The sequence below is a fragment of the Bradyrhizobium sp. WSM4874 genome, assembly GCF_055811835.1.
In genome coordinates this window covers 162,143-186,609 of sequence record NZ_JBVVPR010000007.1, presented here as the reverse complement: position 1 = coordinate 186,609, position 24,467 = coordinate 162,143, and the positions used below count along the sequence as shown (strand labels likewise).

The 24,467-nt window shown below is 65.1% G+C and carries 21 protein-coding genes; 11 read left to right on the top strand and 10 right to left on the bottom strand.

The window, feature by feature from the left end; translation table 11 throughout:
* Positions 1 to 218: 218 nt before the first annotated feature.
* The 4 genes from AC0L3P_RS10125 to xylB all read right to left on the bottom strand — a co-directional run bounded on the left by AC0L3P_RS10125 (position 219) and on the right by xylB (position 5,488).
* Positions 219 to 1,166, bottom strand: a complete 948-nt coding sequence (locus tag AC0L3P_RS10125) for an ABC transporter substrate-binding protein (protein ID WP_473301770.1) — start codon at positions 1,164 to 1,166, stop codon at positions 219 to 221.
* Between the two features lie 97 nt (positions 1,167 to 1,263).
* Positions 1,264 to 2,304: an ABC transporter permease subunit gene (locus tag AC0L3P_RS10120; RefSeq protein WP_354207323.1), complete on the bottom strand. Its 1,041-nt coding sequence runs from the start codon at positions 2,302 to 2,304 to the stop codon at positions 1,264 to 1,266.
* The gene (locus tag AC0L3P_RS10115) at positions 2,297 to 3,832 is read right to left on the bottom strand and encodes a sugar ABC transporter ATP-binding protein (protein ID WP_473301769.1); all 1,536 of its coding nucleotides are present in this window, start codon (positions 3,830 to 3,832) and stop codon (positions 2,297 to 2,299) included. Before AC0L3P_RS10115 ends, AC0L3P_RS10120 begins: the two co-directional genes overlap by 8 nt.
* Before the next feature lie 210 nt (positions 3,833 to 4,042).
* Positions 4,043 to 5,488: a xylulokinase gene (gene xylB / locus AC0L3P_RS10110; protein ID WP_473301768.1), complete on the bottom strand. Its 1,446-nt coding sequence runs from the start codon at positions 5,486 to 5,488 to the stop codon at positions 4,043 to 4,045.
* Between the two features lie 126 nt (positions 5,489 to 5,614).
* On the opposite strand from xylB, the gene AC0L3P_RS10105 reads away from it, so the two are divergent.
* Positions 5,615 to 6,859: an MFS transporter gene (locus tag AC0L3P_RS10105; protein WP_473301767.1), complete on the top strand. Its 1,245-nt coding sequence runs from the start codon at positions 5,615 to 5,617 to the stop codon at positions 6,857 to 6,859.
* Positions 6,860 to 6,921: 62 nt separating this feature from the next.
* On the opposite strand, the gene AC0L3P_RS10100 is transcribed toward AC0L3P_RS10105, so the two are convergent.
* Entirely contained in the window at positions 6,922 to 7,878 is a 957-nt protein-coding gene (locus AC0L3P_RS10100; RefSeq protein WP_473301766.1) for a lytic transglycosylase domain-containing protein, read from the bottom strand.
* A 181-nt stretch (positions 7,879 to 8,059) separates the two neighbouring features.
* On the opposite strand from AC0L3P_RS10100, the gene AC0L3P_RS10095 reads away from it, so the two are divergent.
* Complete coding sequence (locus AC0L3P_RS10095; RefSeq protein WP_473301765.1) at positions 8,060 to 9,094, top strand: L,D-transpeptidase family protein; 1,035 nt, start codon at positions 8,060 to 8,062, stop codon at positions 9,092 to 9,094.
* Here AC0L3P_RS10095 and AC0L3P_RS10090 read toward each other — a convergent pair.
* The 3 genes from AC0L3P_RS10090 to AC0L3P_RS10080 all read right to left on the bottom strand — a co-directional run bounded on the left by AC0L3P_RS10090 (position 9,091) and on the right by AC0L3P_RS10080 (position 11,640).
* On the bottom strand, positions 9,091 to 9,366 hold the full coding sequence (locus tag AC0L3P_RS10090; protein WP_473301764.1) for a hypothetical protein: 276 nt from the start codon (positions 9,364 to 9,366) through the stop codon (positions 9,091 to 9,093). The genes AC0L3P_RS10095 and AC0L3P_RS10090 overlap by 4 nt on opposite strands.
* Before the next feature lie 78 nt (positions 9,367 to 9,444).
* Complete coding sequence (locus AC0L3P_RS10085) at positions 9,445 to 10,302, bottom strand: VOC family protein (protein ID WP_473301763.1); 858 nt, start codon at positions 10,300 to 10,302, stop codon at positions 9,445 to 9,447.
* A 147-nt stretch (positions 10,303 to 10,449) separates the two neighbouring features.
* Positions 10,450 to 11,640: a urate hydroxylase PuuD gene (locus AC0L3P_RS10080; RefSeq protein WP_473301762.1), complete on the bottom strand. Its 1,191-nt coding sequence runs from the start codon at positions 11,638 to 11,640 to the stop codon at positions 10,450 to 10,452.
* Positions 11,641 to 11,874: 234 nt separating this feature from the next.
* Between AC0L3P_RS10080 and AC0L3P_RS10075 the strand changes: the two genes are divergently transcribed.
* The gene (locus AC0L3P_RS10075) at positions 11,875 to 13,212 is read left to right on the top strand and encodes a PQQ-dependent sugar dehydrogenase (protein ID WP_473301761.1); all 1,338 of its coding nucleotides are present in this window, start codon (positions 11,875 to 11,877) and stop codon (positions 13,210 to 13,212) included.
* Between the two features lie 183 nt (positions 13,213 to 13,395).
* Here the strand turns inward: AC0L3P_RS10075 and AC0L3P_RS10070 are convergent, their stop codons facing one another.
* Positions 13,396 to 14,196, bottom strand: a complete 801-nt coding sequence (locus AC0L3P_RS10070; protein ID WP_473301760.1) for an SDR family NAD(P)-dependent oxidoreductase — start codon at positions 14,194 to 14,196, stop codon at positions 13,396 to 13,398.
* Positions 14,197 to 14,450: 254 nt separating this feature from the next.
* Between AC0L3P_RS10070 and AC0L3P_RS10065 the strand changes: the two genes are divergently transcribed.
* The 4 genes from AC0L3P_RS10065 to cyoD are packed head-to-tail and all read left to right on the top strand — an operon-like array spanning position 14,451 to position 18,301.
* Entirely contained in the window at positions 14,451 to 15,284 is an 834-nt protein-coding gene (locus AC0L3P_RS10065) for a cytochrome ubiquinol oxidase subunit II family protein (RefSeq protein ID WP_354056725.1), read from the top strand.
* Positions 15,274 to 17,274 carry a cytochrome o ubiquinol oxidase subunit I gene (gene cyoB, locus AC0L3P_RS10060; RefSeq protein ID WP_473301801.1) on the top strand — a complete coding sequence of 667 codons (2,001 nt, stop codon included), beginning with the start codon at positions 15,274 to 15,276 and terminating at the stop codon, positions 17,272 to 17,274. The genes AC0L3P_RS10065 and cyoB overlap by 11 nt, the downstream gene beginning before the upstream one ends.
* Positions 17,274 to 17,915: a cytochrome (ubi)quinol oxidase subunit III gene (locus AC0L3P_RS10055; RefSeq protein ID WP_473301759.1), complete on the top strand. Its 642-nt coding sequence runs from the start codon at positions 17,274 to 17,276 to the stop codon at positions 17,913 to 17,915. The genes cyoB and AC0L3P_RS10055 overlap by 1 nt, the downstream gene beginning before the upstream one ends.
* Positions 17,912 to 18,301 (top strand): cytochrome o ubiquinol oxidase subunit IV, encoded by a 390-nt coding sequence (gene cyoD, locus AC0L3P_RS10050; protein WP_473301758.1) that lies wholly within the window; start codon positions 17,912 to 17,914, stop codon positions 18,299 to 18,301. Before AC0L3P_RS10055 ends, cyoD begins: the two co-directional genes overlap by 4 nt.
* A 219-nt stretch (positions 18,302 to 18,520) precedes the next feature.
* Here the strand turns inward: cyoD and AC0L3P_RS10045 are convergent, their stop codons facing one another.
* Positions 18,521 to 19,309 carry a thermonuclease family protein gene (locus tag AC0L3P_RS10045; protein WP_473301757.1) on the bottom strand — a complete coding sequence of 263 codons (789 nt, stop codon included), beginning with the start codon at positions 19,307 to 19,309 and terminating at the stop codon, positions 18,521 to 18,523.
* Between the two features lie 195 nt (positions 19,310 to 19,504).
* Between AC0L3P_RS10045 and AC0L3P_RS10040 the strand changes: the two genes are divergently transcribed.
* The 4 genes from AC0L3P_RS10040 to AC0L3P_RS10025 all read left to right on the top strand — a co-directional run bounded on the left by AC0L3P_RS10040 (position 19,505) and on the right by AC0L3P_RS10025 (position 24,458).
* Positions 19,505 to 21,103, top strand: a complete 1,599-nt coding sequence (locus tag AC0L3P_RS10040; RefSeq protein ID WP_473301756.1) for a GMC family oxidoreductase — start codon at positions 19,505 to 19,507, stop codon at positions 21,101 to 21,103.
* A 7-nt stretch (positions 21,104 to 21,110) separates the two neighbouring features.
* A complete protein-coding gene (locus tag AC0L3P_RS10035) occupies positions 21,111 to 21,560 on the top strand; it encodes a gluconate 2-dehydrogenase subunit 3 family protein (RefSeq protein ID WP_275170376.1) in 450 nt (149 codons plus the stop codon).
* Between the two features lie 91 nt (positions 21,561 to 21,651).
* Positions 21,652 to 22,671: a S1C family serine protease gene (locus AC0L3P_RS10030; protein WP_275170377.1), complete on the top strand. Its 1,020-nt coding sequence runs from the start codon at positions 21,652 to 21,654 to the stop codon at positions 22,669 to 22,671.
* A gap of 59 nt (positions 22,672 to 22,730) precedes the next feature.
* Positions 22,731 to 24,458: an FAD-dependent oxidoreductase gene (locus AC0L3P_RS10025; RefSeq protein ID WP_473301755.1), complete on the top strand. Its 1,728-nt coding sequence runs from the start codon at positions 22,731 to 22,733 to the stop codon at positions 24,456 to 24,458.
* Positions 24,459 to 24,467: the final 9 nt, after the last annotated feature.

Genomic DNA, 24,467 nt, shown 5'->3' with positions numbered 1-24,467 from the left:
CTCTTGCATTGAAACTCAGGGGTCCGCTTGGTGTCGAAAAGCGGACGTCGGCTGGTCCAAGCCTGCGCATATGATGAGAGACGAGATTGAACCTGTGACCTCAAGTTCATGAGCTTAACGAGAGCGCGGCCGACCCGGTCAACCGCTGCATGACCAGCTAACACCGCGCCACGCGAGCCCGACCAGCGCCGCACCCGGCACCGGCCGTCTTCCGCCTGCTACTGCGAGCGGTCCGAGGTCCAGCCCTTGTACTCGCCGACATTGTCGCGCGTCACGAGTTTCGACGGCAGCAGCTCGACTGTGGACGCCGGCTTCTGGCCGTTGAGAATGTTGACGCCGACCTGCACGGCGCGGCGGGCCATGAAGAACGGGTCCTGCGAGGCGGAGGCCTGGATCTGCTGCGACTGCGGGTCCTTGAGGGCTGCTTCGATGTCGGGGGCGCCGTCGACGGCGGTAATGATAATACCGGTGCGCTGCTGCTGGCGCGCCGCAAGGTCGGTGCCGATCGCCTGAGGATCGTTGATGGCGAAGATGGCGTCGATCTTGGCGAAGCGGGTCAGATAGCCCTGCGCCACCGTGAGGGCGCCTTCGCGCGAGCCCTTGCCGTCCTGGTCGTTGGACAGGACCTTGATGCCGGGGTTCTTGCCGAGCACGTTCTTGCAACCGACGACGCGATCGATCACCGCGGAGACCTGCGGGCCGTTCTCGATGATGACGTCGCCTTTGCCGCCGAGCTTGTCGACGATGTACTGGCAGGAGATCTCGCCGGCCTGGACGTTGTTGGTGGTCACGGTGGCGTCGGCGCCTTCGGCCGCGGTGTCGACGGCAACGACCACGATGCCGGCGGCCTGCGCCTTCTTGATCGCCGGGCCGACAGCCTTGGGATCGCCGGGGTTGAGCAGGATCAGGTCGACGCCAGCGGCGATGAAATTGTCGATCTGGGTGACCTGCTTGCCGAGATCATATTCGAAGCCGACGGTGGTGATCTTGACGTTGGGGTTGGTCTTCTTGGCCTCGAACTCGGCGCCCTTCGACAACGCGACGAAGAACGGATTGCCGAGCGAACCCAAGGAAACGCCGATCGACTTGAGCTCCTTGGCGAAGCACGGCGCAGAGCTCAGGACGAGCGCCATCGCGGCGCCGGCAAACGAGATCGACTTCAACATTGGCTTCCTCCCTGGTCTGTTTGAAGCTCCGGCACGGCGACCAGTTGCCATGACGGAATGGACGTGACGGCGCAGCGCTGGCTGCATTTTCTTGATCTCAGGTCCGCGCCGAGCCCTGCAGCCGATAGCGGTCCAGCGCCACCGCGCCGATGATCACCAGGCCCTTGATCACATATTGCCAGACGTCGGACACGCCGATCAGGATCAGGCCGTTCGACAACACGGCAATGATCAGCGCGCCGACCAGCGTTCCCCAGATCGAGCCGATGCCGCCGACAAAGGAGGTGCCGCCCAGGATCACGGCGGTGATGGCGTCGAGCTCGTAGGACTGGCCGAGCTGCAGGCCGTTGGCGGCGTAGAGGCGCGCCGCCTGCATCGCGCCGCCGAGGCCCGCGAGCAGGCCGGACACGCCGTAGACGAAGATCAGCACGGCCCAGACCTTGATGCCGGCGAGCCGCGCCGCGCTCTCGTTGCCGCCGACCGCGTAGATGTGCACCCCGAGCACGGTGCGCTTGAGCACCAGCCACGACACCAGGATGACCAGCAACGCGATCACCCAGAGCCAGGGAATCGACAGGACGCCGGGAATGAGGGTCAAGGCGCCGTTGCCGATGAAGGCATAGGGGATCGACGGATTGAACACCGTGGTGTCGGCGCCGAGCAGGCGCGCCGCGCCGCGCACGGCGGTCAACGACCCCAGCGTGACGATGAAGGGCGGCAGGCGCAACAGCGCGATCAAGCCGCCATTGAGAATGCCGAAGACGGCGCCGGTGAGCACCGCGGCCGGCAACCACAGCACCCCGAGATCCGGGAATTTTGAGATGATCAGCCCGGCCATCGCCGACGCCGCCAGGATGGAGCCGACCGAAAGGTCGATGCCGCCGGTGAGGATGACGAAGGTCATGCCTGCGGCCAGCACGGTATTGACCGCGGACTGCTGCACCACGATGCCGATGTTCTGGCCGGTGAAGAAGCGGCCGTCCGACAGCACGTGAAAGCCGATACACAGCAACAGCAGCACCGGCAGCATGCCCACCGCGCGAATGATCATCCGCGTCCGCTGCCGCTTCGTCTCCTGCGCGGCGGCAAGACCGGGCGCGACGGGGGCGGTGCTGGAGGAGGCGCCGTTCTCAGGCATCGAGCTGCTCCGTTCCGGTGGCGAGGGCCATGATCTCCTCCTGACTGAGCGGCGATGTCGCGTTGCGCCGGATCTGGCCGGCGATATGTCCTGCGCGCATCACGATGACGCGGTCGCAGATGCCGATGATCTCGGGCAGGTCGGACGAGATGACGAGAACCGCGGTGCCCGACTTCGCGAGATTGTCGATGATCGAATAGATCTCGGACTTGGCGCCGACATCGACGCCGCGCGTCGGCTCGTCGAGGATCAATATCTTCGGGCCGATCGCGAGCAGCCGCGACAGCAGCACTTTCTGCTGGTTGCCGCCGGAGAGCCCGCCGGCGGGAACACCGACATTGGCAGCACGGATGCCGAGGCCCGCGAAGGCGCGTTTGGCGCGGTCGCGGGCCTTGTCGCGATCGAGGATGCCGCCGAATTTCGCATCGCGGCCCAGCACCGCGAGATTGATGTTGTCGAGGCAGGACATGTCGAGGAACAGGCCGAGCGCCTTCCTGTCCTCGGTGAGATAGGCAATGCCGGCGTCCAGCGCCTCACCGGGCGTGCGGATGGAGACCGCGCGCCCCTCGATCTCGACATGGCCCGAGATCATCGGCGCGGCGCCGATGATCAGATGCGCAAGCTCGGTGCGGCCGGCGCCGACCAGGCCGGCAAGACCGACGACCTCGCCCGCATGCACGGTCAGCGAACATCCCCTCACGCGCCTGCCGTCGGCGATGTCGACGGCCGCAAGCACGGGAGCGCCCGACCGCGCGTTGGGATCGTTCCTGGGATCATGCTCCTTCTTGTAGAAGGAGGAGACGTCGCGTCCCACCATCATCCGGACGATGGTGTCGGCGCGGATGTCGCCCTTGTCGAGCGAACCGACCAGCGTGCCGTCGCGCAGCACCGTGACGCGGTCACCGAGCGCATAGACCTCGTCCATGCGATGCGAGATGTAGATGATGGCGAGACCTTCGGCGCGCAGCTGGCGGATCAGCGCGAACAGCCTTTCGCTCTCACCGGCCGACAGCGCGGTGGTCGGCTCGTCCATGATCAGGATCCTGGAGCGGGCGTGCAGCGCGCGCGCGATCTCGACCAGTTGGCGCTGGCCCATCGAGAGATTGGCGACCTGCGTCTGCGGCGTGAAATCCGCGCCGAGCCGCGCGAGGATCGGACCGACGCCGGCCTGCATCGCCTCGCGCGCCAGCAACCCGCCGCGGGAGAGCTCGCGACCGAGATAGATGTTCTCCGCAACGCTCAGATTGGGGGCGAGCGAGAGTTCCTGATAGATGATCGCGATGCCGGCCGCGCGGCCGCCGAGCGGCCCGCTGATCTGCACGGGCTCGCCGTCGATGCGGATTTCGCTGCCCGGGTCCGGCCGGTAGGCGCCCGACAAGATCTTCATCAGGGTGGATTTGCCGGCGCCGTTCTCGCCCATCAAGGCGTGGATCTCGCCCGCGTAGACGGTGAGGTCGACGTCGCGCAGCGCCTTGATGCTGAAGAACGATTTGGAGACCCGGCGCATCTCGAGGATGGGCTCGCTCATCACACCTCCCCGACGCGCCGATAGCGGCAGCGCAATCTCACCCGCGTCTCGTTGGTCCCTGGCGCGGGTGCGAGCATTAAACAAAAGGTTGTGGCGCGAGGCAATACCTCCCGCATGCGGACGAACGCTCCGGCGCTGCTTTTATCTTTTGCAGACGGAACCGATCTCGCGTGCGATGCCTTTTCTTCGCCACATCATCGCGTATCGCGATCAGCGCCGCGGCCGGTACAGGCGGCGCCATTCCACAAGCCGCTCGGCATAGGCTTGCGCGAGCGCCGGCTCAGGCTCGAACGTCTCGACGCGCCGTGGCGCGGTGCAGACGGTCTCGATTGCCTCACCGGTGACGGCGAGGCGGCCGAGCCGCGCCGCGCCAAACGCCGCGCCGGTCTCGCCGTCGGCAAAGCGATGCATGGGGATGTTCAGGACATTGGCCAGCACCGCAAGCCAGAACCGCGACCGCGAGCCGCCGCCAATGACATCCGCCTCCGCGATCATAAGTCCGGTCTCGGCAAGCACGTCACGGCAGTCCGCGAGCGCGAAGGCGACGCCTTCCAGCACGGCTTGTACGATTGCGTCACGATCGGTGGCGTGACTGAGCCCATCGAGCATGCCGCGCACATCGGGATCGTCGTGCGGGGTGCGTTCGCCGGAGAGGTACGGCAGGAAGCTGACCGGCGACGGCGCCATCGGGCGCAAGCCCAGCGGCGCCAGCAGGTCGGCCTCGGATGTCCCCAACAGCCGCGCGATCCAGGCCAGGCACGATGCCGCCGAGAGGATCGCGCCGGCTTGAATCCACCTGTCGGGGACGGCATGACAGAACGTGTGCACGACCCGCTCCGGGTTGGACGCGATCGTCTCGGTCGGCACCAGTAATGCGCCGGAGGTTCCGAGCGAAATGAAGGCTGCGCCGGGATTGATCGCGCCGATGCCGACGGCTCCCGCCGGATTGTCGCCGGCCCCGCCGGCGAGCATCGGTCGCCCGGTCATGCCCCAGCGCTGCGCCAACTCGCTCCGCAGCCGTGCCGCCGGCGCGCAGCCCTCGACTAGAAGCGGCATCTGTCGGCGCGAGAGAGAAGTCGCGGCGAGCCCCTCGTCCGCCCAATCGCGGCTGCTGACATCGAGCCACAGCGAACCCGAGGCGTCCGAGACATCCTCGATCGCCTCGCCCGTCAGCACCAGGCGCAGATAGGCCTTGGGTTGCAGCACGAGTTTTGTCGCCGCGAAGATCTCCGGCTCGTGCCTGGCGACCCACAGCAGTTTTGGCGCGGTGAATCCCGGCATCGCCTTGTTGCCTGTCGTCGTCCGCAACGCGGGCCAGCGCCGCTCCAGCTCGGCGCATTCCGCAAAGGACCGTCCGTCATTCCAGAGAATGCAGGGCCGCAACGGCGTGTGACCGGCATCGAGCAGCGTCGCGCCGTGCATCTGGCCGGACAGGCCGATGCCCTCGACCTCGGCCAGTTCGCGCGCGTGATCCGCCTTCAAGGCGTCCAGCGTCGCGAATGTAGCTTCGATCCATTGCGCTGGGTCCTGCTCGCAATGGCCGGGACGCGGCGAAGAGACCGTCAGCGACCGGCTGCGGCTCGCCACCACGCGCTGCGCGTCGTCGACCAGAATGATTTTGACGGCAGAGGTGCCGAGGTCGATGCCGAGGTACATGATGCCACTTGCCTTGCGCGTCCAGGATCTTGTGCATCCATGACTTTGCGGCCATGGCGTTCCGATGTTGGCATGCACCCGCCAATCATGTAACCCCACCCGAAACCTTGCCGGGACGCAACGCCCATGACCACCGCCGCCACCAACGACGCGGGAGCCACCCGCGCGCTGATCTTTGCGCTGCTTGCGCTCGCCTGCGGGCACATGCTTTCGACCTTGCTGCGCACCATTCCGGCGGTCAGCCTCGACCTGATGGCGGCGGATTTCGGCATCGAGCCACAGGCGCTGGCGAGCCTTACCTCGGTCTATCCGTTCGCGTTTGCGGCCGCGCAGATCCCGGTCGGTGCGGCGATGGACCGCTTTGGCGTGCGGCCGGTGTCGCTGAGCCTGCTCGCGGGAACCGTGGTCGGCGCCATCGCGTCCGCGTTCTCGACGGGACCCGAAAGCTTCGCGGTCGGACAGGTGCTGCTGGGCGTCGCAACCTCCGGCATGCTGATGTGCCCGATGACCTTGGCGGCCAAGCAATTGTCGGCCGCGCGCTTTGGGCTGTGGTCGGGCGCGATCCTCTCGATCGGCAATATTGGCATGCTGTTGTCGTCGAGCCCGCTCGCCTTCGTGGTCGACACCTACGGCTGGCGCGCCGGGTTCTGGATCTCGGCGCTCGGCGGCGTCGCCGTGGCGTTCGCGGTGTTCCTGCTGGTGCCGAACCAGCCGGCCGAGCACAAGGACGAATCCTCGCCGCTGTCGCAGATGATCGAGGTGCTCAGGCTCGGATTGTCGCGGCCCTTGCGCGGCCTGATCGCGCTGGCGCTGGTGTCGCTTGCGACCTCGCTGGTGCTGCGCGGCCTGTGGGGCGGGCCATGGCTCATGCAGGTCAAGGGATTGTCGCGGGTCGAGGCCGGCAACCAGCTCGGCGCGTTCACGCTGGCGATGATTGCGGGTCCGCTTGTCATCGGCATGATCGACCGCAGGATCGGCCGCCGCCGCGCGCTGGTGGCGGGAACGCACCTGGCCGGCGCATTGCTGCTGGCGATGATGGCGTTAGGGGCGCCGCACTATGCCGTCTCGATGCTGCTCGGCCTTCCCGTGATGCCGCCGCAATACGACCTCGTGCTGTTCGTGCTCATTGGCCTGGCGACCTCGGCGCAGCCGCTGCTGTTCGGCATGTCGCGGCAGTTGGTCGACGCGCAAGTGGCAGGCAAGGCGCTCGCGGCGATCAATCTCGCCTTCTTCCTCGGCGCGGCGCTGATGCAGTCGATCACCGGCGCGGTGGCGGCGTTCGCAGGACTGCCCGCCGTGCTGCTGTTCATGGCAGCCATGCTTGGCATCGGCTCGCTGATCTTTTTGACTTATACATCGTCGCGTTCGTAGTTCGTCGGATGGGTCGAGCGGAAGCGAAAGCCATCGTATCGACTAGATCGCCAGACTTCGCATCAGCCCGAAGATCGTTCGCGCGCCGCAAAACGAATGGCACGGGCCTTCGCGCTCTTTCCCGCCGCGCGCGCCGCGATCATGCTGCGTGCCTTGCCGTGGGTGCTCTTCCGGATCAGGGACGCGAGCCGCTTGCGTGCGCGGCTGGTCGTCAGCCGGGCTGCCAATTGCTCGGCCTTGCGAATGATGGTCGTGACAGAGGGCGTCAGGTTCACCGGAACCCAGGCGACGTCTTTCGTCTTGGACAAGCTGCCGATGCCTTCGCATGGCGCCTCGCGCGGGAGGTCGATCCGGATCGCGAGGGCTCCCGCGCGCTCGGTCCAGTCCTCGGCCTTGGTGCCGGTGATGATGCGGACATAGTCGCGTGTCTCGCGCGGCAGCTCGCTCTCTTTGGCGAGCCATTTCTGGATCCGGCCGGGACCTGCATTGTAGGCAGCTGCGGCAAGGCCGAGATTGCCGAAATCGTCGCGCAGCTTGCGCAGGAATTTGGCCGACGCCGGCAGCGCCTTCATCGCATCGAACGGATCATCCAGCCCGACCTCGGCTGCCGTTTCCGGCATGAACTGTGCCACGCCTTGCGCGCCGGCCTGGCTGACCTCGTTCGACTTGAAGCGGCTCTCCTGCCAGATCAAACGTGCGAAGAACGGCACCGGAATGCCGCTGGCTTCGGCGGCTCCACGAAGCGCGTGGCAGAATCGCTCCGTCGCCGAAACCGGCGCCTGCGCGACGGGTTCAACCGCGCGCGGCGGCTCGGGTGTCTCCTCATGGGACGCGCGTGCATTGGCGAGCTCGAGGGCCTGCACGCTTGCGAGGAACAGCTCGACCACGGGAACAAGTGGGGAGGCCTGAGTGTTTTGAAGAACGGCACGGTCGAAAGCTGATGTTTGGCGGGACGCCGACGGATCGAAGTCGCACATCAGAATCATGAACGCGGCGCAAGCCGCGACGACAAATCGCATTTGCTGGAGCAACCTCGAACTGTGGGTGAACGGCCAGCGGTGCGCCGACGATAAGGAGTTCTTAACCCTGCGATTGCGGCAAAGCTGCGGTCTCGCAGGTTCCGCAGGTGTTACTACGGTGTTCCCGCCGGGAAACACTTCTCTCCGCGATTTTGCGGGCATTGCGAATTGGACGAGCGAGATGATGCGGTGGATGCTTGGCGCGGTGATTTCGCTGTCGGTGATTTCTCCGGTGCTTGCGGGCAATCTCGATGCAGCAGCGGTGAACGATGCTTCGCGTCCCGCAAAGCAAATTGCCAGCGACAAGCTCAACGCCGCGATCGTGAAGCTTCAAATTCTGCTCGACCGTGCGCGGTTCTCGCCCGGGGAGATCGACGGCAAGCTCGGCGAGAATGCGCAGAAGGCGCTCAAGGCATTCGCCGAGCAGAACGGCGTTGCATCCGACAAAACGATCGTACCGGAGCTTTGGGACAAGTTGAATGCCGCGAGCGAAGGCCCTGTCCTCGTCGAATACAAGATCACGGACGCCGATGTGAAGGGCCCGTTTCTGAAGGAGCTGCCCGGCAAGCTTGATGACATGAAACCGCTGAAGGCGCTGAGCTACACCAGTCCGCTCGAAGGGCTTGCCGAGAAATTCCACATGAGCGCCGATCTGCTCAGGGCGCTCAATCCGGACAAGGCCTTCGACAAGGTCGGAGAGACCATGGTCGTTGCAAACGTTCCGGCGCGGCGTGAGCTGCCGCAGATCGCGCGGCTCGACGTCGACAAGAAGAACGGCACGTTGAAAGCATTCGACGGGAGCGGCACCCTGATCGCATTCTATCCCGCGTCAATCGGAAGTCCGGATCGTCCGACGCCGAGCGGTACGCTCAAGGTCACCAGCACCCACGAGAATCCAGTCTATCACTACAACCCTGACTACAAGTTCAAAAGCGTCAAATCGAAACAGCCGTTCGATGTTCAGCCGGGCCCGAACAATCCGGTGGGAGCATACTGGATCGGCTTGTCCGCGCAGGGTTACGGCATCCACGGAACGGCGGAGCCCGACAGGGTCAGCAAGTCCGCGTCGCATGGCTGCGTCAGGCTGACCAATTGGGACGTGCGTGCGCTGGGCGAACACGTCAAGCGCGGCACGCCGGTGGTCTTCCTGGATGCGCCGACGGACTCCTCGTCCAGGCAGCAGGGGAAGTCCGGCGGCAGGCGCGCCTCGAACTAATCCTTGGGAAAGTCCTTGCGCATCGCGATCTCGGCGGCATCGCCGGGCGACAGCACGGTCTGGTCGAACGCTGCTTGCGGCCTCGTCATGATGTCGTAGAGCGAGATGCCCTTGATGGGCTTGCCCATGAGCTCGCGGACGCAGTCGGCGAGCGTGCCGTTGTAGACGAGATAGGGCGGACCTCGATCCTTCTGCCTCTCGCCTTTGAGCGACGGCCACTTCTTCAGTTCGGCCTGCGCGTCATAGGCGATCGGCGATTTCTCTTTGAACATGCGCTTGGCCCCTGAAGGCGCGGGTAGCCCAGAAGCCTAGGGCGACCCGGTAAACGCTTGTTAAAGAATTAGTTCAAATCAGCCGGCAACAAAGGCGAGCAGGGTGCCGTTGGCCTTGGCCGGCGGCACGCAGATCGCAGGCCCGCTGCGCACCGCTGCCGAACCAAGCGCCTTCTCGGTGGCCGCGAGATCGCCGCTCGCGAGCACCAGGGCAGCGCCACCGCGTTCGGAAAGACCCGCGAGCGGCACGCCGGGATAGCGTTTGCCGAGCTGCTCCAGCGTCAAGTAAACGAAATCGGCACGATCGCCACCGGAGGCCACGGTCACCGCGCCGTCGGTTTCACTCTTTGGCTCGCGGTCGATCAGCCGTCCCAGATGCGCGGCTTCCTTCGCGGGCTCGGGCGTCGCGATCAATGTCTGCTTGATCCGCTTGGCCGCATTGGCGTGCTTCATCAGCTCGGGAATCCATACCGTCTCCCGCGTCTTGTGCTGGCAGGCGAAAATGCGCACGCCGCCGGGCGCTTCCGCGGTCGGCCACATGAAGGTGCGGAATTTCGCCGCCGAGATCGTGCCATCAGGCAGCGTCACGGGCCGTTCGAAATCGGTCGGGCCGATCGGCTCCAGGCCACGCGCGCGGATTTCCTCCGCGCCGGCGGTGGAATCGACCGCGGTGAAGGCGATGCGCTCGATGCCTTCGCCGCGCTTGTCGAGGAAGGCACGCGCCGGCGCGTTGTGCTCGGTCGCCGCGAGCACGCCGAGCAGCTCCATATAGTCAGGGTCGAACATGATGGTGTAGTTGCCGGTGCCCATATGTGCGCTGTGAGTGCCGCGCGGCGAGATGGTGAAGCCGAGCTGCCGGTAATTTTCGGCGGCTTTGTCGAGGTCCTGAACCATGACCACGGCGTGGTCGATACCGATGACGTTCTTGAGGGCCACTGTTCTTTCCCCGAATGCAAACTGACTGGGCCGCCGTCGGCGGCCGCAAATCCTGTCTACGCCGGATAGGCGGCCAAGTCATTTTCAAATCGGCGGGACATGCGGAAAATTTCATTCCGCGAAACGCGATATCGACGCGCGATGGCGTCAGCGCGCCTGCTCGATATAGGCGGCGAGGATGGCGCGCTCCTCGCTGGTCATTTCGGTGATGTTGCCCGGCGGCATCGCATTGGACCAGGCGGCGACGCGGCCGATCAGGCGGATGTTGCGATGGATGTGCTCGGGCGCGTCGAGCAATATGCCCTTCGGCGCGGTGACGATGCCGGCCCAGACCGGCTCGGCCGCGTGGCACATGCTGCAGCGGGACATCACGATCTCCTCGACATTGGCAAGCGTCGGCTGCGCTGACAGCGCGCTTGTCTTGACCTCGCGCGGGCCGGCCGCCGAGAGAAAGAGAATTGCGATCACGCCGGCCGCTGCGACGCCCCACACCCACCACGGCGATTTGCGCCCGGCATGCCCCTCGTTGAAGAAATGGCGGATCACGGGGCCGAGCGCCAGGATGATCGCGACGATGATCCAGTTGAAACGCGTGGCGTAGAGCAGGGGATAGTGGTTGCTGATCATCAGCACGACCACGGGGAGCGTCAGATAGTTGTTGTGGACCGAACGCTCCTTGCTGGTCTTGCCGAGCTTTGGATCGGGCGCCTGCCCTGCGAGAAGGCTGGCTACGATCTTCTTCTGGTTCGGGATGATCAGCGTGAAGACGTTAGCGACCATGATGGTGCCGATGATCGCGCCGATCTGGTTGAACGCGCCGCGGCCGCTCAGCACGTGGGTGAAAGCATAGGTCAGTGCGATCAGGAACAGATAGCCGCCGATGGCGAAGGGCAGTTCGCGCTGCGCCAGCCCGGTGCGGCAGGCGCCTTCATAGAGCAGCCATGCCAGTGCGAGGCTGCAGAGGCTGAACAAGCCGGCCTGGAATGGCGTGAGGTCGAGGATCGACTTGTCGACCAGGAACAGATCGGCCTCGAGATAATATACCACCACCATCAGCGCGAAGCCGGACAGCCAGGTGGTGTAGGCCTCCCATTTGAACCAGGTCAGCTCATCCGGCATCTGGGCGGGCGCGACCAGATATTTCATGATCCGGTAGAACCCGCCGCCATGGACCTGCCAGGCCTCGCCCTGCACGCCGTCCGGCAGATCGCTCCTGGGCTTAAGGCTGAGATCGAGGGCGATGAAATAGAAGGAACTGCCGATCCAGGCGATCGCGGCGACCACGTGCAGCCAGCGGAGCAGCAGGCTCGCCCATTCCGATATGATGGATCCCCACATGATCACCCCAACAGATGCGACACCAATGCCGCAGCTTGATGACCGCGACCGGCGGTCCCGCCCTTACAATGTGTCGCACCGATCAGCCGCATTTTCCAGTACGATGGGCTGCAGGTGATGCACATCGTGCGGGCATAAGCTGACGTGGGATTCGGCAGGCATTTGACCTGTCGCAGAACGTTTGCGTGTCGATCGGCGTTGATGCGCCAGACGTAACGGCCGGGAGGAAACGACGTGAAGAACAGGATTTCGTTCGTGGCGATGTCCGCGGGGTGGCTGGTTGCTGTCGCGACCTGCGCACAGGCGGAGCCGGTGCTGCAAGGCAAGGACGCCTACGGCGATTGGCAGGCCGACAAGCCCGGCACGGTCAGGTTGATCCGGCCGCGGGATCTGGTCAGACCCGGGGCCACGCGGTCGGTTGCGAGTTCATCGCGCGTGGTGCCGCGCCCGGCGGAGGGGGCGCTTCAGGTGCCGGCCGGCTTCAAGATCGAGCTGTTCGCCGAGGGTCTGCGCGCCCCGCGCATCGTGCGCGTGGCGCCGAACGGCGATGTCTTCGTCGCCGAGACGCGCGCGGGCAACATCCGCGTGTTGCGCGCCGGCGAAGGAGGCAAGGTCGCGACCAACGAGGTGTTCGCTGCCGGACTGAGGCAGCCGTTCGGCATCGCCTTTTTCCCGAACGGCGACAATCCGCAGTGGGTCTACGTCGCCAACACCGACAGCGTCGTCCGCTTTCCCTATCAGGCCGGCGATCTAAAGGCGCGCGGCAAGGCGGAGGCGATCGTGGCGAGCCTGCCGCACGACGGCGGCCACTCTACCCGCGACATCGTGTTCACGCCGGACAACAAGCGCATGCTGGTATCGGTCGGCTCGCTCAGCAATGTTGCCGAGGGCATGGGCTCGCCGCCGGGTGGCGTGGAAGCCTGGTCGAAAGCGCAGCCGCTCGGTGCGGCCTGGGCGAGCGAGACCGAACGCGCCACCGTGCTCGCCTTTACCCCCGAGGGCAAGGAGCGGAAGATCTACGCCACCGGGATCCGCAACTGCGTCGGTCTTGCGATCCAGCCGCAGACCGGGCTGCCCTGGTGCTCGACCAACGAGCGCGACGGCCTCGGCGACGATCTCGTGCCTGATTATGTGACCAGCGTGAAGGAAGGCGCGTTCTACGGCTGGCCGTGGTTCTATATCGGCGGCAATGAAGACCCCCGCCACGCCGGCGCGCGGCCGGACCTCAAGGACAAGGTGACAGTGCCCGACGTGCTGGTGCAGCCGCACTCGGCCTCGCTCGGCATGACTTTTTATCAGGGCACGCAGTTTCCATCCGAATACCAGGGCGATGCCTTTGCCGCTGAGCACGGCTCCTGGAACAGGTCGAAGCGCACCGGCTACAAGGTGATCCGCATCCGGATGAAGGACGGCAAACCAACGGGCGAGTACGAGGATTTCGTCACGGGGTTCGTGGTGAGCGATACCGAGGTGTGGGGGCGGCCGGTCGGAGTTGCCGTGGCGAAGGATGGCTCGCTGCTAGTGTCGGAGGATGGCAATGGGACGATCTGGCGGGTGACAGGCGTGCGCTGAGCCGCGGCGCAGGTGCACCCTCGCCCCTTGCGGGAGAGGGTGGCTCGCCGCGCAGCGGCGAGACGGGTGAGGGGTTCTATCCGCGAACTCCTCTACGTGTGTGCGGAGAGAACCCCTCACCCGGCGCTTCGCGCCACCTTCTCCCGCAAGGGGGGAAGGGAAGCGGCACTGCGCTTGCGGCGCCTACCCCCGTCTCACACTCGCGCCGCCATCCACCGGCAAGGTCACACCTGTGATGAAATTCGCCTCGTCCGACGCCAGGAACAGCGCGGCATTCGCGACGTCCCATCCCGTGCCCATCTTCCTGCGCAGCGGCACCTTGCTGTCGCGTTCGGCTTCGACTTCGGCGCGGGTCTTGTGCCATTCGCGGGCGCGGGTGTCGACGGCCATTGGCGTGTTCATCAGGCCCGGCAGGATGACGTTGGCGCGGATGCCGTATTCGGCGTTCTGATAGGCGAGCTGTTCGGTGAAGGCGATCATCGCCGACTTTGTCGCCTTGTAGGCGACGTAAGGGTAGGTGGTGATCGCCGCCATCGAGGAGATGTTGATGATCGCGCCGCTTCCTTGCGCGCGCATGATCGGGATCACCTCTTTCGCCGCCCAAATGCAGCTCTTCAGATTGATGGCGACGACGCGGTCGAACGCCTCCTCGGTGATTTGCAGCAGCTCGGCGTCGCCGCCGGACAGGCTGACGCCGACATTGTTGTGCAGCACGTCGATCCGGCCCCAGCGCGCCTGTGCCTCCGCGACCATCGCCTTGATGTCGGCGGACTTGGTCACGTCGGCCTTGAACGCCGCGGCGGTGCCGTTTTTCTCGGCGATCAGGCTGACGGTTTCCTGCGCCGATTCCAGATGATGATCGACGCACAACACCTTGGCGCCCTCGCGCGCGAAGGTCAGCGCAGTGGCGCGGCCGTTGCCCATGCCTTCGCCGGGGCTTTGCCCGGCCCCGACCACGATGGCCACCTTGTCCTTCAGACGCATGACGTTTTTCTCCCTGCTTTTCCATTACGATAGCACGGGCTGTCAGCGGTCAAAGGCCGATCATGCCGCCTGATGGTCGCATCGGATGCACGCTGTCCCGCCGAACATGCATGGCTGCGTCGTCAGCGCGAAAGCACATGCACGCCAATGGCTTGCTGCTGCGCAGGAACCGACCTCGCACGATCGCGTTTGTTGCGGAGCCTTTCCCGCGCTAGGCTCTGTCCCGGGGCTTCCCAACCGCCAGTGGCTTGCCGATGAATCTGCTCGATCCACAAGGGCCTGTGGCTGCGGCCAACAGCACTATCCTGGTCGATTCCGTCTTCATCATGCTCGCGATCGTGGTGCCGACCATCATCGCCATCCTGGCCTTCGCGTTCTGGTTTCGCGCCTCCAATCCCAAAGCAAAATTTCAGCCCGACTTCGTTTATTCCGGGCGGGTGGAGATGGTGGTGTGGGCGATCCCCGCGCTCACCGTGATCCTGCTCGGTGGCGTCGCCTGGATCGGCTCGCACCAGCTCGATCCCGCAGCGCCGGTGCCCGGCACCGGCAGCCCGGTCCGCATTCAGGCCGTCTCGCTCGACTGGAAATGGCTGTTCATCTATCCGGACCAGCGCATTGCCACCATCAACACGCTGACGGTGCCGGCTGGCGCCGAACTGAATTTCCAGCTGACGTCGTCGAGCGTGATGAACACCTTCTTTATCCCGCAGCTCGGCAGCATGATCTACACCATGAACGGCATGGTGACGAAGCTGAACCTGCGCGCCGACAACGAAGGCAAGCTGCAGGGCCTGTCGGCGCATTTCTCCGGCGACGGCTTTCCGGACATGATGTTCGACGTCAACGTGGTCTCGCCGCTCGCCTTTCCGGAATGGGTCGCGACCACGGCGAAGAGCGATGCTGTCCTCAATGAGGATAGCTACAAGAAGTTGATGCAGCAGGGCATCGAAAAGGGCAGGCCGACCTACCGGCTCGACGATCCCCGGCTGTTCGACCTGATCGCGACCCAGCACATTCCGCCAGGACCGGGTCCGGAGCTCGCATCCGAAGCAGGCCGGTCGCACAGTGGAGGCCATGATGCTCGGTAAGCTCGATTGGTCGGCCATTCCGTTCGACCAGCCGATACCGCTGATCGCAGGCGGCGTGGTGTTGGTCGGCATTCTCGCCGTGCTGGCCTGGGTCGTGGTGAAGGGGCATCTGCCCTATCTCTGGCACGAATGGATCACAAGCGTCGACCACAAGCGGATCGGCGTGATGTACATCCTGCTGGCGTCGGTGATGCTGCTGCGTGGCGGCAGCGACGCCATCATGATGCGGATCCAGCAGGCGGTCGCCTATCAGTCCCAGGGCTATCTGCCGCCGGAGCACTACAACCAGATATTCTCCGCGCACGGCACCATCATGATCTTCTTCGTGGCGATGCCGTTCGTCATCGGGCTGATGAATCTCATCGTGCCGCTTCAGCTTGGCGTACGGGATGTGGCTTTCCCGACGCTCAATTCGGTCGGCTTCTGGCTGACCGCGACCGGTGCGCTGCTGGTCAATCTCTCGCTCGTGATCGGCGAGTTCGCCCGCACCGGCTGGCTCGCGTTTCCGCCGCTGTCGGAGCTGTCCTACTCGCCGGGTGTCGGTGTCGACTATTACGCGTGGTCGCTGCAGATCTCCGGCGTCGGCACGCTGGTGGCCGGCATCAATCTCGTGACGACGGTGCTGAAGCTGCGCACCAAAGGCATGAACTATCTGCGCATGCCGATGTTCTGCTGGACCACGCTGGCCTCGAACCTCCTCATCGTCGCGGCCTTCCCGATTCTGACCGCCACCCTCGCGATGTTGCTGCTCGACCGCTATCTCGGCTTCCACTTCTTCACCAACGAGGCCGGCGGCAATGTCATGATGTTCATGAACCTGATCTGGGCCTGGGGGCATCCCGAGGTCTACATCCTTGTGCTGCCGGCCTTCGGCATCTTCTCCGAGGTGGTCTCCACCTTCTCGGGCAAGGCGCTGTTCGGCTATCGCTCGATGGTGCTGGCGACCATGGCGATCTGCGTCATCTCCTTCATGGTCTGGCTGCATCACTTCTTCACGATGGGCGCGGGCCCCGACGTCAACGCCATCTTCGGCATCGCCAGCATGATCATCGCGATACCGACCGGGGTGAAGATCTACAACTGGCTGTTCACGATGTACGGCGGACGCATCCGCTTCGAGACGCCGATGCTGTGGTCGATAGGCTTCATGGTCACCTTCATCATCGGCGGATTGACGGGCGTGCTGGTCGCGGTGCCGCCGGCCGATTTCATCCTCCACAACAGCATGTTTCTGGTCGCGCATTTCCACAACGTCATCATCGGCGGCGTGCTTTTCGGCGCCTTCGCCGGATTCGAGTACTGGTTCCCGAAGGCGTTCGGCTTTCGCCTCAACGACCGCTGGGGCAAGCTCGCGTTCTGGTTCACTTTCCTCGGCTTCTACGTCACCTTCATCCCGCTCTACGTCGCTGGCATGCTCGGCATGACACGGCGCATGCAGCACTATGACGTCGCGGCGTGGCGCCCCTGGATGCTGGTCGCAGCCGTCGGCATGGCCGTGCTGACGATTGGCGTGATCTGCCAGATCGTGCAGATCGTGGTCAGCATCCGCAACCGCGAGGCCCTGCGGGATCGCACCGGCGATCCCTGGGACGGCCGCTCGCTGGAATGGGCGACGTCGTCGCCGCCGCCGGTCTTTAACTTCGCTTTCAATCCCGATGTGCGCGGCGAGGATGCCTATTGGGACATGAAGGCTCATGCCAAGCAGCAATCGCTCGATCATGATGCGCCCGAGTATCAGGACATCGAGATGCCCAGGAACTCGCCGACCGGATTCGTCTGCGCGTTCTTCGCCACCGTCATGGGGTTTGCGCTGATCTGGCACATCTGGTGGATGGTGATTTTGGGCGGCATCGGAGCGTTCGCGACCTTCGTCGTGTTCGCCTGGCGCGATCATGACGAATACGTCATTCCGGCCGACGAGGTCGCTGCAATAGACCGCGTCAATCTCGAGGAGCGGCGCAATCTTGTCAGCATGGCGGGGACAGTCTGATGTCAATGACCGCGACCGCCGGCCGTGCGCACGCCGATCCCCATCACATCGGGCTCGTCATCGAGCATCCCGGCCCGGCGCCGAAGCGCATCGTGACCGCCTATGGCTTCTGGGTCTTCCTGCTCTCCGACATCGTGATGTTCTCCTGCTTCTTTGCGGCCTACGCGGTGTTGGCCGACCAGACCGCCGGCGGCCCGAAGGGCTCGGAGATTTTCGAGCAACGAAACGTCGCGATCGAGACGGTCTGCCTGCTGCTGTCGAGCTTCACCTGTGGCATGGCGAGTATCGCGGCCGATGTGCGCAACCGGTTCTGGTTCTATCTCGGGATGGCGGTGACGTGTTTGCTCGGCCTCATCTTCCTGGTCATTGAGTTCCGCGAGTTCGCCGACCTCGTGGAGCGAGGCTATGGCCCGTCGCGCAGCGCGTTCCTGACTGCGTTCTTCTCGCTGGTCGGCTGCCACGGCCTGCACGTTTCGGCCGGCATCTTGTGGCTCCTCACCATGATGGCCCAGGTCTTCGCAAAGGGTTTTCGTGCCGACGTGCTGCGCCGGATGATGTGCTTTGCGTTGTTCTGGCATGCGCTTGACATCGTCTGGGTCGGGGTCTTCTCCGTCGTCTATTTGCTTGGGAGTGGCGTATGAGTGATCAGGCACATATGCGGGCCGAACACGACCTCGCGCCGGGCGAGGAAGAACAACACGGTGTCGGCACCAGGATCCTCGGCTATGTGGTCGGCCTCGTGCTTGCACTGCTGCTCACGGCGACCTCGTTCTTCATCGCGGGCACCGATCTGGTTTGGCAGCCTTCCATTCCCGTCGCGCTGATCGTGCTGGCGATCGCGCAGATGGGCGTGCACCTCGTGTTCTTCCTGCACATCACCACCGGCCCCGACAACACCAATAACGTGCTGGCGCTGGCTTTCGGGCTGCTGGTCGTGTTCCTGGTGGTCGGCGGCACCGTCTGGATCATGGCGCATCTGAATGCGAACATGCCGGCGATGGATCAGATCATGCCGATGCGGCGCTAGCGCATTGTGCAAAAAAGAAGAGCCGCTTGTTGTGACAAGCGGCCCAAGTCTAGGGAGGAAACGCCCGAGCAAAGCAATCGGGCCGGAGCCGGATTGCCGCCAAGGAAACGCTCGCGCAAAGCGCTTGCGTACGCTTACAAATGCAGCAACTCCCGATAGAGTTCAATTCCGGATGAATACTGTCTCCGGCTGCCGCTCACGGCTGCGTGATGGGCTTCGTTATTTCGGCCGCCGGCAATTGTAGGCCTTGCGGAAGCCCGCAGCCTGGGCGTCGTCCTCCGAGCAGAACCAGCGGTCCGGCTTGGTGGTCGCGGGGTAGCTCGGGCAGCCCCGCAAATGATAGATGCCGATATTGCCGGTGACGCGCGCGCGCACCGCAAGCTTGCCCTTGATGCCACAGCTCGGCGGCATCGTCAGATCCTCGGGAAACAACACCGCGCGAATCTCCTTGTCGCGATCGGTGCGGCAGGCGGCGCCCAGGAGCGCGCCGTCCTTCTTGCCGGTGCGGAATTCCTGCGGTGCAACAAAGCACCCCTTCCAGATTCCGGCCGAGGTTGATTTCGCGTCGGCCGCGGCCGACTTGACGTTCGCCTTGACCGGCTCGCGGGCAATGGCATAGCCGAGCTTGACCAGCTGCTCGTTCAAGGTGGTCTTGTCGCCTTCGGCCGTGCAGATCGCGCGGTGCCGCTTGCCAAAACTCTTTTCCGGTCCGACATCGTCGCAGCGCACGGATCGCTTGCCGATCAGCTTGGCGAGCTGGTCGCGGGCCTCGATGCCGCAGGTCCAGGGATCGGCGTGATCGTCGATGCAGACCTGGTCCAGCTCGGGTGCGTCGACGCCGTCCAGGCGGTAGGTGACGTCGCCGACCTGAATGGCGTTGCCGTCGCGGACCGTCGCGGCGGCCGTCAGCGCGGAGCCGGGGCCGGAGGTGCCCAGAAATCCGGACAGGGCGAGAAAGGAAACGAGCGCAAAAGCGCGGGCGCTGGCAAAGGATTTTCGGAAGGACATAAGGTCTCGCTATCGATGGCTCGTGCGCCTTGTTCCTAGCATCCGGATGTGAGGATACCAATGGTCTGCGCCCCGCGAAGTGCGACATTCCGGCCTCGTGGCTTTACTCAGCCGTAGCTCTGATCCTATCGTCCGCCGGCCTTGCGGAGCGGAGGCCGAATCGCCCGGAAGCGGCGAAGGGAGGAAAATTTCGCGATGAAAGACCCCGTGGACGTCCTGATCATCGGCGCCGGCGCTTCAGGCGCGGCGGTGGCGTGGTCGCTGGCCGAGACCAAGATGCATATTCTCTGCCTGGAGCAGGGCGGCTGGATGAACCCGGCGGAATATCCCAGCACGGGCCGGGACTGGGAGGCCAAGTTCTACGGCGAGTGGTCGTCAAGCCCGAACGTCCGCGGCCGACCCGAGGACTATCCGATCAACGACGACAATTCGCCGATCAAGGTCGTCAACTACAATGCGGTCGGCGGCTCGACAGTGATGTACACCGCGCACTGGCCGCGGCTGCATCCTTCCGATTTCAAGGTGAGGACGCTCGACGGCGTCGCCGACGACTGGCCCATCGACTACGACGTGCTGACCCCGTTCTTCGAAGAGAACGACCGGATGATGGGCACGTCCGGCCTCTCGGGTGACCCGCTCTCGCCGCTGACGCATCCGCCGATGCCGCCACAGCCGATGGGATTGTCGGGTGCGATCATCGGCAAGGCCATGAACAAGCTCGGCTGGCACTGGTGGCCGTCGGATACGACGGTCGCGACCATGGACTACGAGGGCCGCGCGCGCTGCATCAATCTCGGCCATTGCACGCCGGCCTGCGCGCAGGGTGCGAAGTCCTCGACCGACATCACCTATTGGCCGCATGCGGTCCGCGCCGGCGTCGAACTGCGTACGCACTGCCGGGTGCGCGAGATCACCACCGACGAGAACGGCATGGCCAGCGGCGTGGTCTATTACGACAAGGACGGCGTCGAGCAGTTCCAGCCGGCGCATGTCGTCATCATCGCCTGCAATGGCGTCGGCACGCCGCGGCTGCTGCTGAACTCAGCGTCGAACCGCTTTCCGAACGGGCTTGCCAATTCGTCCGGCCTCGTCGGCAAGAACCTGATGTTCCATCCCTATGCGCAGATCTACGGCTATGTGAAGGAGCCGACCGACAGCAACCGCGCGCCGCCGACCTGCCTATGGAGCAAGGAATGGTATGACACGGACCTGTCGCGCGGCTTCGTGCGCGGCTACGGCGTCCAGTTCGTGCGCGGCGCCGGGCCGGTGTTCGAGGCTGTCGTCAGCGAGCAGAAGGGGATCCTGCCGTGGGGCGCCGATCATCACCGCATCTTCCGCAAGCTCAACGGCCACCGGCTCGGGTTTTCCGCGATCTGCGAGGACCTGCCAGAGGAGCATAACCGGGTCACGCTCGATCCGGTCTTGAAGGACGGCCACGGCATTCCCGCGCCGAGGATCGACTACACGATCAGCGAGAACAGCCGGAAGATGATGGAGCATGCGCTGGCGCGCGGGCGGGAGATTCTCGAGACCGCGGGGGCGAGCGACATCTGCGTCAACTCGCCGATCCCGTGGGGCGGCTGGCACTTGCTCGGCACGGCACGCATGGGCACCGACCCGGAACGCTCCGTCGTCAACGAATGGGGCCGCTCGCACGACGTGAAGAACCTGTTCATCGTCGACGGCAGCATCTTCGTCACCTCGGGCGGCGTGAACCCGACGTCCACCATCCAGGCCCTCGCGCTCTACATCGCCGACCAGATGAAGCAGCGCCTCTCCAATTTGTTCGATTGAGGCCGAGATGTCCGCAGACAATCAACTGACACGCGCCCAGCGCGACGACCTCCGCACCATCGCCGCGATGATCGTTCCCGCCAGCGACGAGTACAAGGTGCCGGGCGCCGACGATCCCGCGATCCAGGCCGACATGCTGGCGACGCTCGGGCGTGACGCCAAATTGGTGGCGGCGGCGCTGGACCATCTGGCGCGGCTCGCGGGCCGACCGTTCGCCGAGCTCGATGCTGCCCGGCGCGATGCGGTGGCGCAGGAGTTTCGCAGTTCCGGCGGTGCGGCTGCGGCCACGCTCGTTCGCGTGGTGCTGCAATGCTATTACCGCGACGATCGGGTGCTGCGCTCGCTCGGTCTCGAACTGCGCGCGCCATTTCCGAAGGGCTATGTGCTCCCGGAGGGAGACTGGTCGCTGCTCGATCCGGTCAAGGCAAGGGCAGGCACGCTGCGACGGGCGCCCTAACCACCTGGGCAGTCCAGCCTTGCGCCCCGGACGGGTCCCTTGCGCCTCACGGAGCAGGCCACCATCTGTGTGAGCCTCAAGGACTCTTGCCATGTTGGATTTAACTTCAGAGATCGTCGATGACGCACCGTCATCGCGAACGGCGGCGGCTGTCCCGGACAATGACCGGGCCCTGCTGGACGCCTATTCCAATGCCGTGATCGACGTGACCGACCGTGTCGGTCCGGCCGTCGTGCGCGTCGAGACCGGACCAAAGGTGCCGAACGGCCGCGAGCGCGGCGGGCTCGGCTCGGGCATCGTGATCTCGCCGGACGGGCTCGTGCTCACCAATAGTCATGTGGTCGGCTCCTCGAAGGAGATCCGGCTGCGCGACGTCGAGGGCCATGTCGGCGACGCCCGGGTGCTCGGCGTCGATCCCGATACTGACCTTGCGCTGCTGCGCGCCAATGGCGTGCGGGACTTGCCCTACGCGGCGCTCGGCAACTCCAAGACCTTGCGGCGCGGCCAGCTCGTGATCGCGATCGGCAATCCGCTCGGCTTTGAATCGACCGTCACCGCCGGCGTGGTCTCGGCGCTCGGGCGCTCGATCCGCTCGGTCAGCGGCCGCACCATCGAGGACGTGATCCAGACCGATGCTGCGCTCAACCCCGGCAATTCCGGCGGGCCGCTGGTATCGTCGAATGCCGAGGTGATCGGCATCAACACCGCGATCATCAATGGCGCGCAGGGTATCTGCTTTGCGGTCGCCAGCAACACCGCGCAATTCGTGCTGTCGGAGATCATCCGCCACGGCTATGTCCGCCGCGCCTATATCGGCGTGGCCGGCCAGACCGCGCCGATCCCGCGGCGACACGCGGTGCTGGCCGGCGTCGAGAACAAGATGGGCGCGCTGCTGGCGCAGATCGAGCCGGACGGACCGGCGGCGAAGGCGGGCCTGTTGTCCGGCGATGTCGTGATCAGCCTCGATGGCGTCGAGATCAACGGCGTGGACGATCTGATCCGCGTGCTCGACCGCGACCGGATCGGCCGGCGGCTGGCCATGGACGTGCTGCGGCTCGGCCGCCTGCGGGCGATCGATATCGACCCGGTCGAGCGCAAGCCGGCGCGCTAGCGCGTGGGCGCCCAGGCGAGGTATGACGGTGTCATGCCTCGCTTTGGGAACCCCGCCGCATGATGCCGGCGCATGAGACCTACGATGTCATCGTCGTCGGCGCCGGCGCCGGTGGCATGACGGCCGCGGCCGTCGCCGCCGCTGAAGGCCTGCGCGTGCTGGTGATCGAGAAGACCGCTTTCGTCGGCGGCACCACCGCATGGTCCGACGGCATGGTCTGGATCCCCGCCAATGCCAAGATGAAAGAGGCGGGGCTGTTCGATAGCGTCACGGACGCCGTGCAATATTTGTCGAACACGGTGCCCGAGCCCGCCAATGCGGGCCTGCGAGCCGCTTTCCTCGCGCGCGGACCGGAGGCGGTCGCCTATCTCGAAGCCAACACGCAAGTGCGCCTCCAGCCGGTGAAGGCCTGTCCGGACTATTATCCGGAGCGATTGGGCGCGACGCCGGGCGGGCGCGTGCTCGAGCCGGTCGTCTTCGACGGCACGCGGCTGGGCGCGCATTTCGCGCGACTGCGCGCGCCGCTGCCGGAGTTCACGCGGTTCGGCGCAATGATGGTCAACCGCCTCGACATTCCGCATCTGCGCCGGGCCGGAAGATCGCTGCGCTCGACTGTTCGTGCGGCGCGGCTGGTTTCGGAGTATGCGTGGCAACGGCTGCGCAGCCCGCGCGGCACGACGTTGTATCTCGGCAATGCGCTCGCCGCACGGCTGTATGCCTCGCTGCTGGCCCGGCAGATCGAGATCCTCTTCAGCGCGGACGTCGAGGATTTGTCGATGCAGGGCGAGCGCGTCGGCGGCGTGGTCATCCGTCATGGCGCACGCGATCGGCTGATTGCCGCGCGACGCGGTGTGGTGCTGGCGACCGGCGGCTTTTCGCACGACGCGACCTTGCGCAAACGCTTCTTCCCACCCGCGGCCGGATTCATCTCGGCGACCCACACGTCCGCTACGGGCGACGGGCTCCGCCTTGCAACTGCAACCGGCGCAGCGCTCAATGCGGATGCGACGAGCCCGGCCTATTGGGTTCCGGCCTCGCTGTTCCGGCGCGCTGATGGAAGTCGTGGCGTTTTCCCGCACATTGTGACCGACCGCGCCAAGCCCGGCGTGATCGCGGTCAATGCGGCCGGCCGGCGCTTCGTCAACGAGGCGCTTTCCTACCATGAGTTCGTGCTCGCGATGCTGCGCGATGGGGACGGCGAACCGGACCGGCCGTTCTATCTGATCTGCGACCGCCAGTGCCTGTGGAGCTACGGCCTCGGCCGCATCAAGCCGTTCACGCGCAATATCCGGCGCTACACGGCAAGCGGCGAGTTGGTCGAGGCCGCTGATATCGCGCAGCTCGCAGCGAAGATCGGCATCAAGCCGTCTACACTCGCGGCGACGATCGCGAGCTACAATTCCGATGCGAAGGAGGGCCGTGATCCGGAATTCGGTCGCGGCAGCACCATCTATCAGCGACATCTCGGTGATATCAGCCACAAGCCGAACCCCTGCGTCGCGCCCATCCTCTGCGCGCCGTTCTTTGCGATGCGGATTTATCCGGCGGATCTCGGCACGGCGATCGGCATGAAGGTGGATGCCCAGGCGCGCGTGTTGCGCGAGGACGGCACGCCGGTTGCGGGGCTCTACGCCTGTGGCAACGACATGGGCTCGATCATGAACGGCAATTGTCCCGGGCCGGGGATCGCGTTAGGGCCGGCACTGACATTCGGGTACATCGCAGGAAGGCATCTGGCCGAGGGGAGTGTGGCGACGACACTCGGCGCCGCGAAGGCATCCGTCTGATCGGGTCCC

Coding starts and splice junctions, on each gene's coding strand:
- AC0L3P_RS10125 (WP_473301770.1), bottom strand. CDS start 1,166: ATGTTGAAGTCGATCTCGTTTGCCGGCGCCGCGATGGCGCTCGTCCTG.
- AC0L3P_RS10120 (WP_354207323.1), bottom strand. CDS start 2,304: ATGCCTGAGAACGGCGCCTCCTCCAGCACCGCCCCCGTCGCGCCCGGT.
- AC0L3P_RS10115 (WP_473301769.1), bottom strand. CDS start 3,832: ATGAGCGAGCCCATCCTCGAGATGCGCCGGGTCTCCAAATCGTTCTTC.
- xylB (WP_473301768.1), bottom strand. CDS start 5,488: ATGTACCTCGGCATCGACCTCGGCACCTCTGCCGTCAAAATCATTCTG.
- AC0L3P_RS10105 (WP_473301767.1), top strand. CDS start 5,615: ATGACCACCGCCGCCACCAACGACGCGGGAGCCACCCGCGCGCTGATC.
- AC0L3P_RS10100 (WP_473301766.1), bottom strand. CDS start 7,878: ATGCGATTTGTCGTCGCGGCTTGCGCCGCGTTCATGATTCTGATGTGC.
- AC0L3P_RS10095 (WP_473301765.1), top strand. CDS start 8,060: ATGATGCGGTGGATGCTTGGCGCGGTGATTTCGCTGTCGGTGATTTCT.
- AC0L3P_RS10090 (WP_473301764.1), bottom strand. CDS start 9,366: ATGTTCAAAGAGAAATCGCCGATCGCCTATGACGCGCAGGCCGAACTG.
- AC0L3P_RS10080 (WP_473301762.1), bottom strand. CDS start 11,640: ATGTGGGGATCCATCATATCGGAATGGGCGAGCCTGCTGCTCCGCTGG.
- AC0L3P_RS10070 (WP_473301760.1), bottom strand. CDS start 14,196: ATGCGTCTGAAGGACAAGGTGGCCATCGTGGTCGGGGCCGGGCAAAGC.
- AC0L3P_RS10065 (WP_354056725.1), top strand. CDS start 14,451: ATGAATCTGCTCGATCCACAAGGGCCTGTGGCTGCGGCCAACAGCACT.
- cyoB (WP_473301801.1), top strand. CDS start 15,274: ATGCTCGGTAAGCTCGATTGGTCGGCCATTCCGTTCGACCAGCCGATA.
- AC0L3P_RS10055 (WP_473301759.1), top strand. CDS start 17,274: ATGTCAATGACCGCGACCGCCGGCCGTGCGCACGCCGATCCCCATCAC.
- cyoD (WP_473301758.1), top strand. CDS start 17,912: ATGAGTGATCAGGCACATATGCGGGCCGAACACGACCTCGCGCCGGGC.
- AC0L3P_RS10045 (WP_473301757.1), bottom strand. CDS start 19,309: ATGTCCTTCCGAAAATCCTTTGCCAGCGCCCGCGCTTTTGCGCTCGTT.
- AC0L3P_RS10040 (WP_473301756.1), top strand. CDS start 19,505: ATGAAAGACCCCGTGGACGTCCTGATCATCGGCGCCGGCGCTTCAGGC.
- AC0L3P_RS10035 (WP_275170376.1), top strand. CDS start 21,111: ATGTCCGCAGACAATCAACTGACACGCGCCCAGCGCGACGACCTCCGC.
- AC0L3P_RS10030 (WP_275170377.1), top strand. CDS start 21,652: ATGTTGGATTTAACTTCAGAGATCGTCGATGACGCACCGTCATCGCGA.
- AC0L3P_RS10025 (WP_473301755.1), top strand. CDS start 22,731: ATGATGCCGGCGCATGAGACCTACGATGTCATCGTCGTCGGCGCCGGC.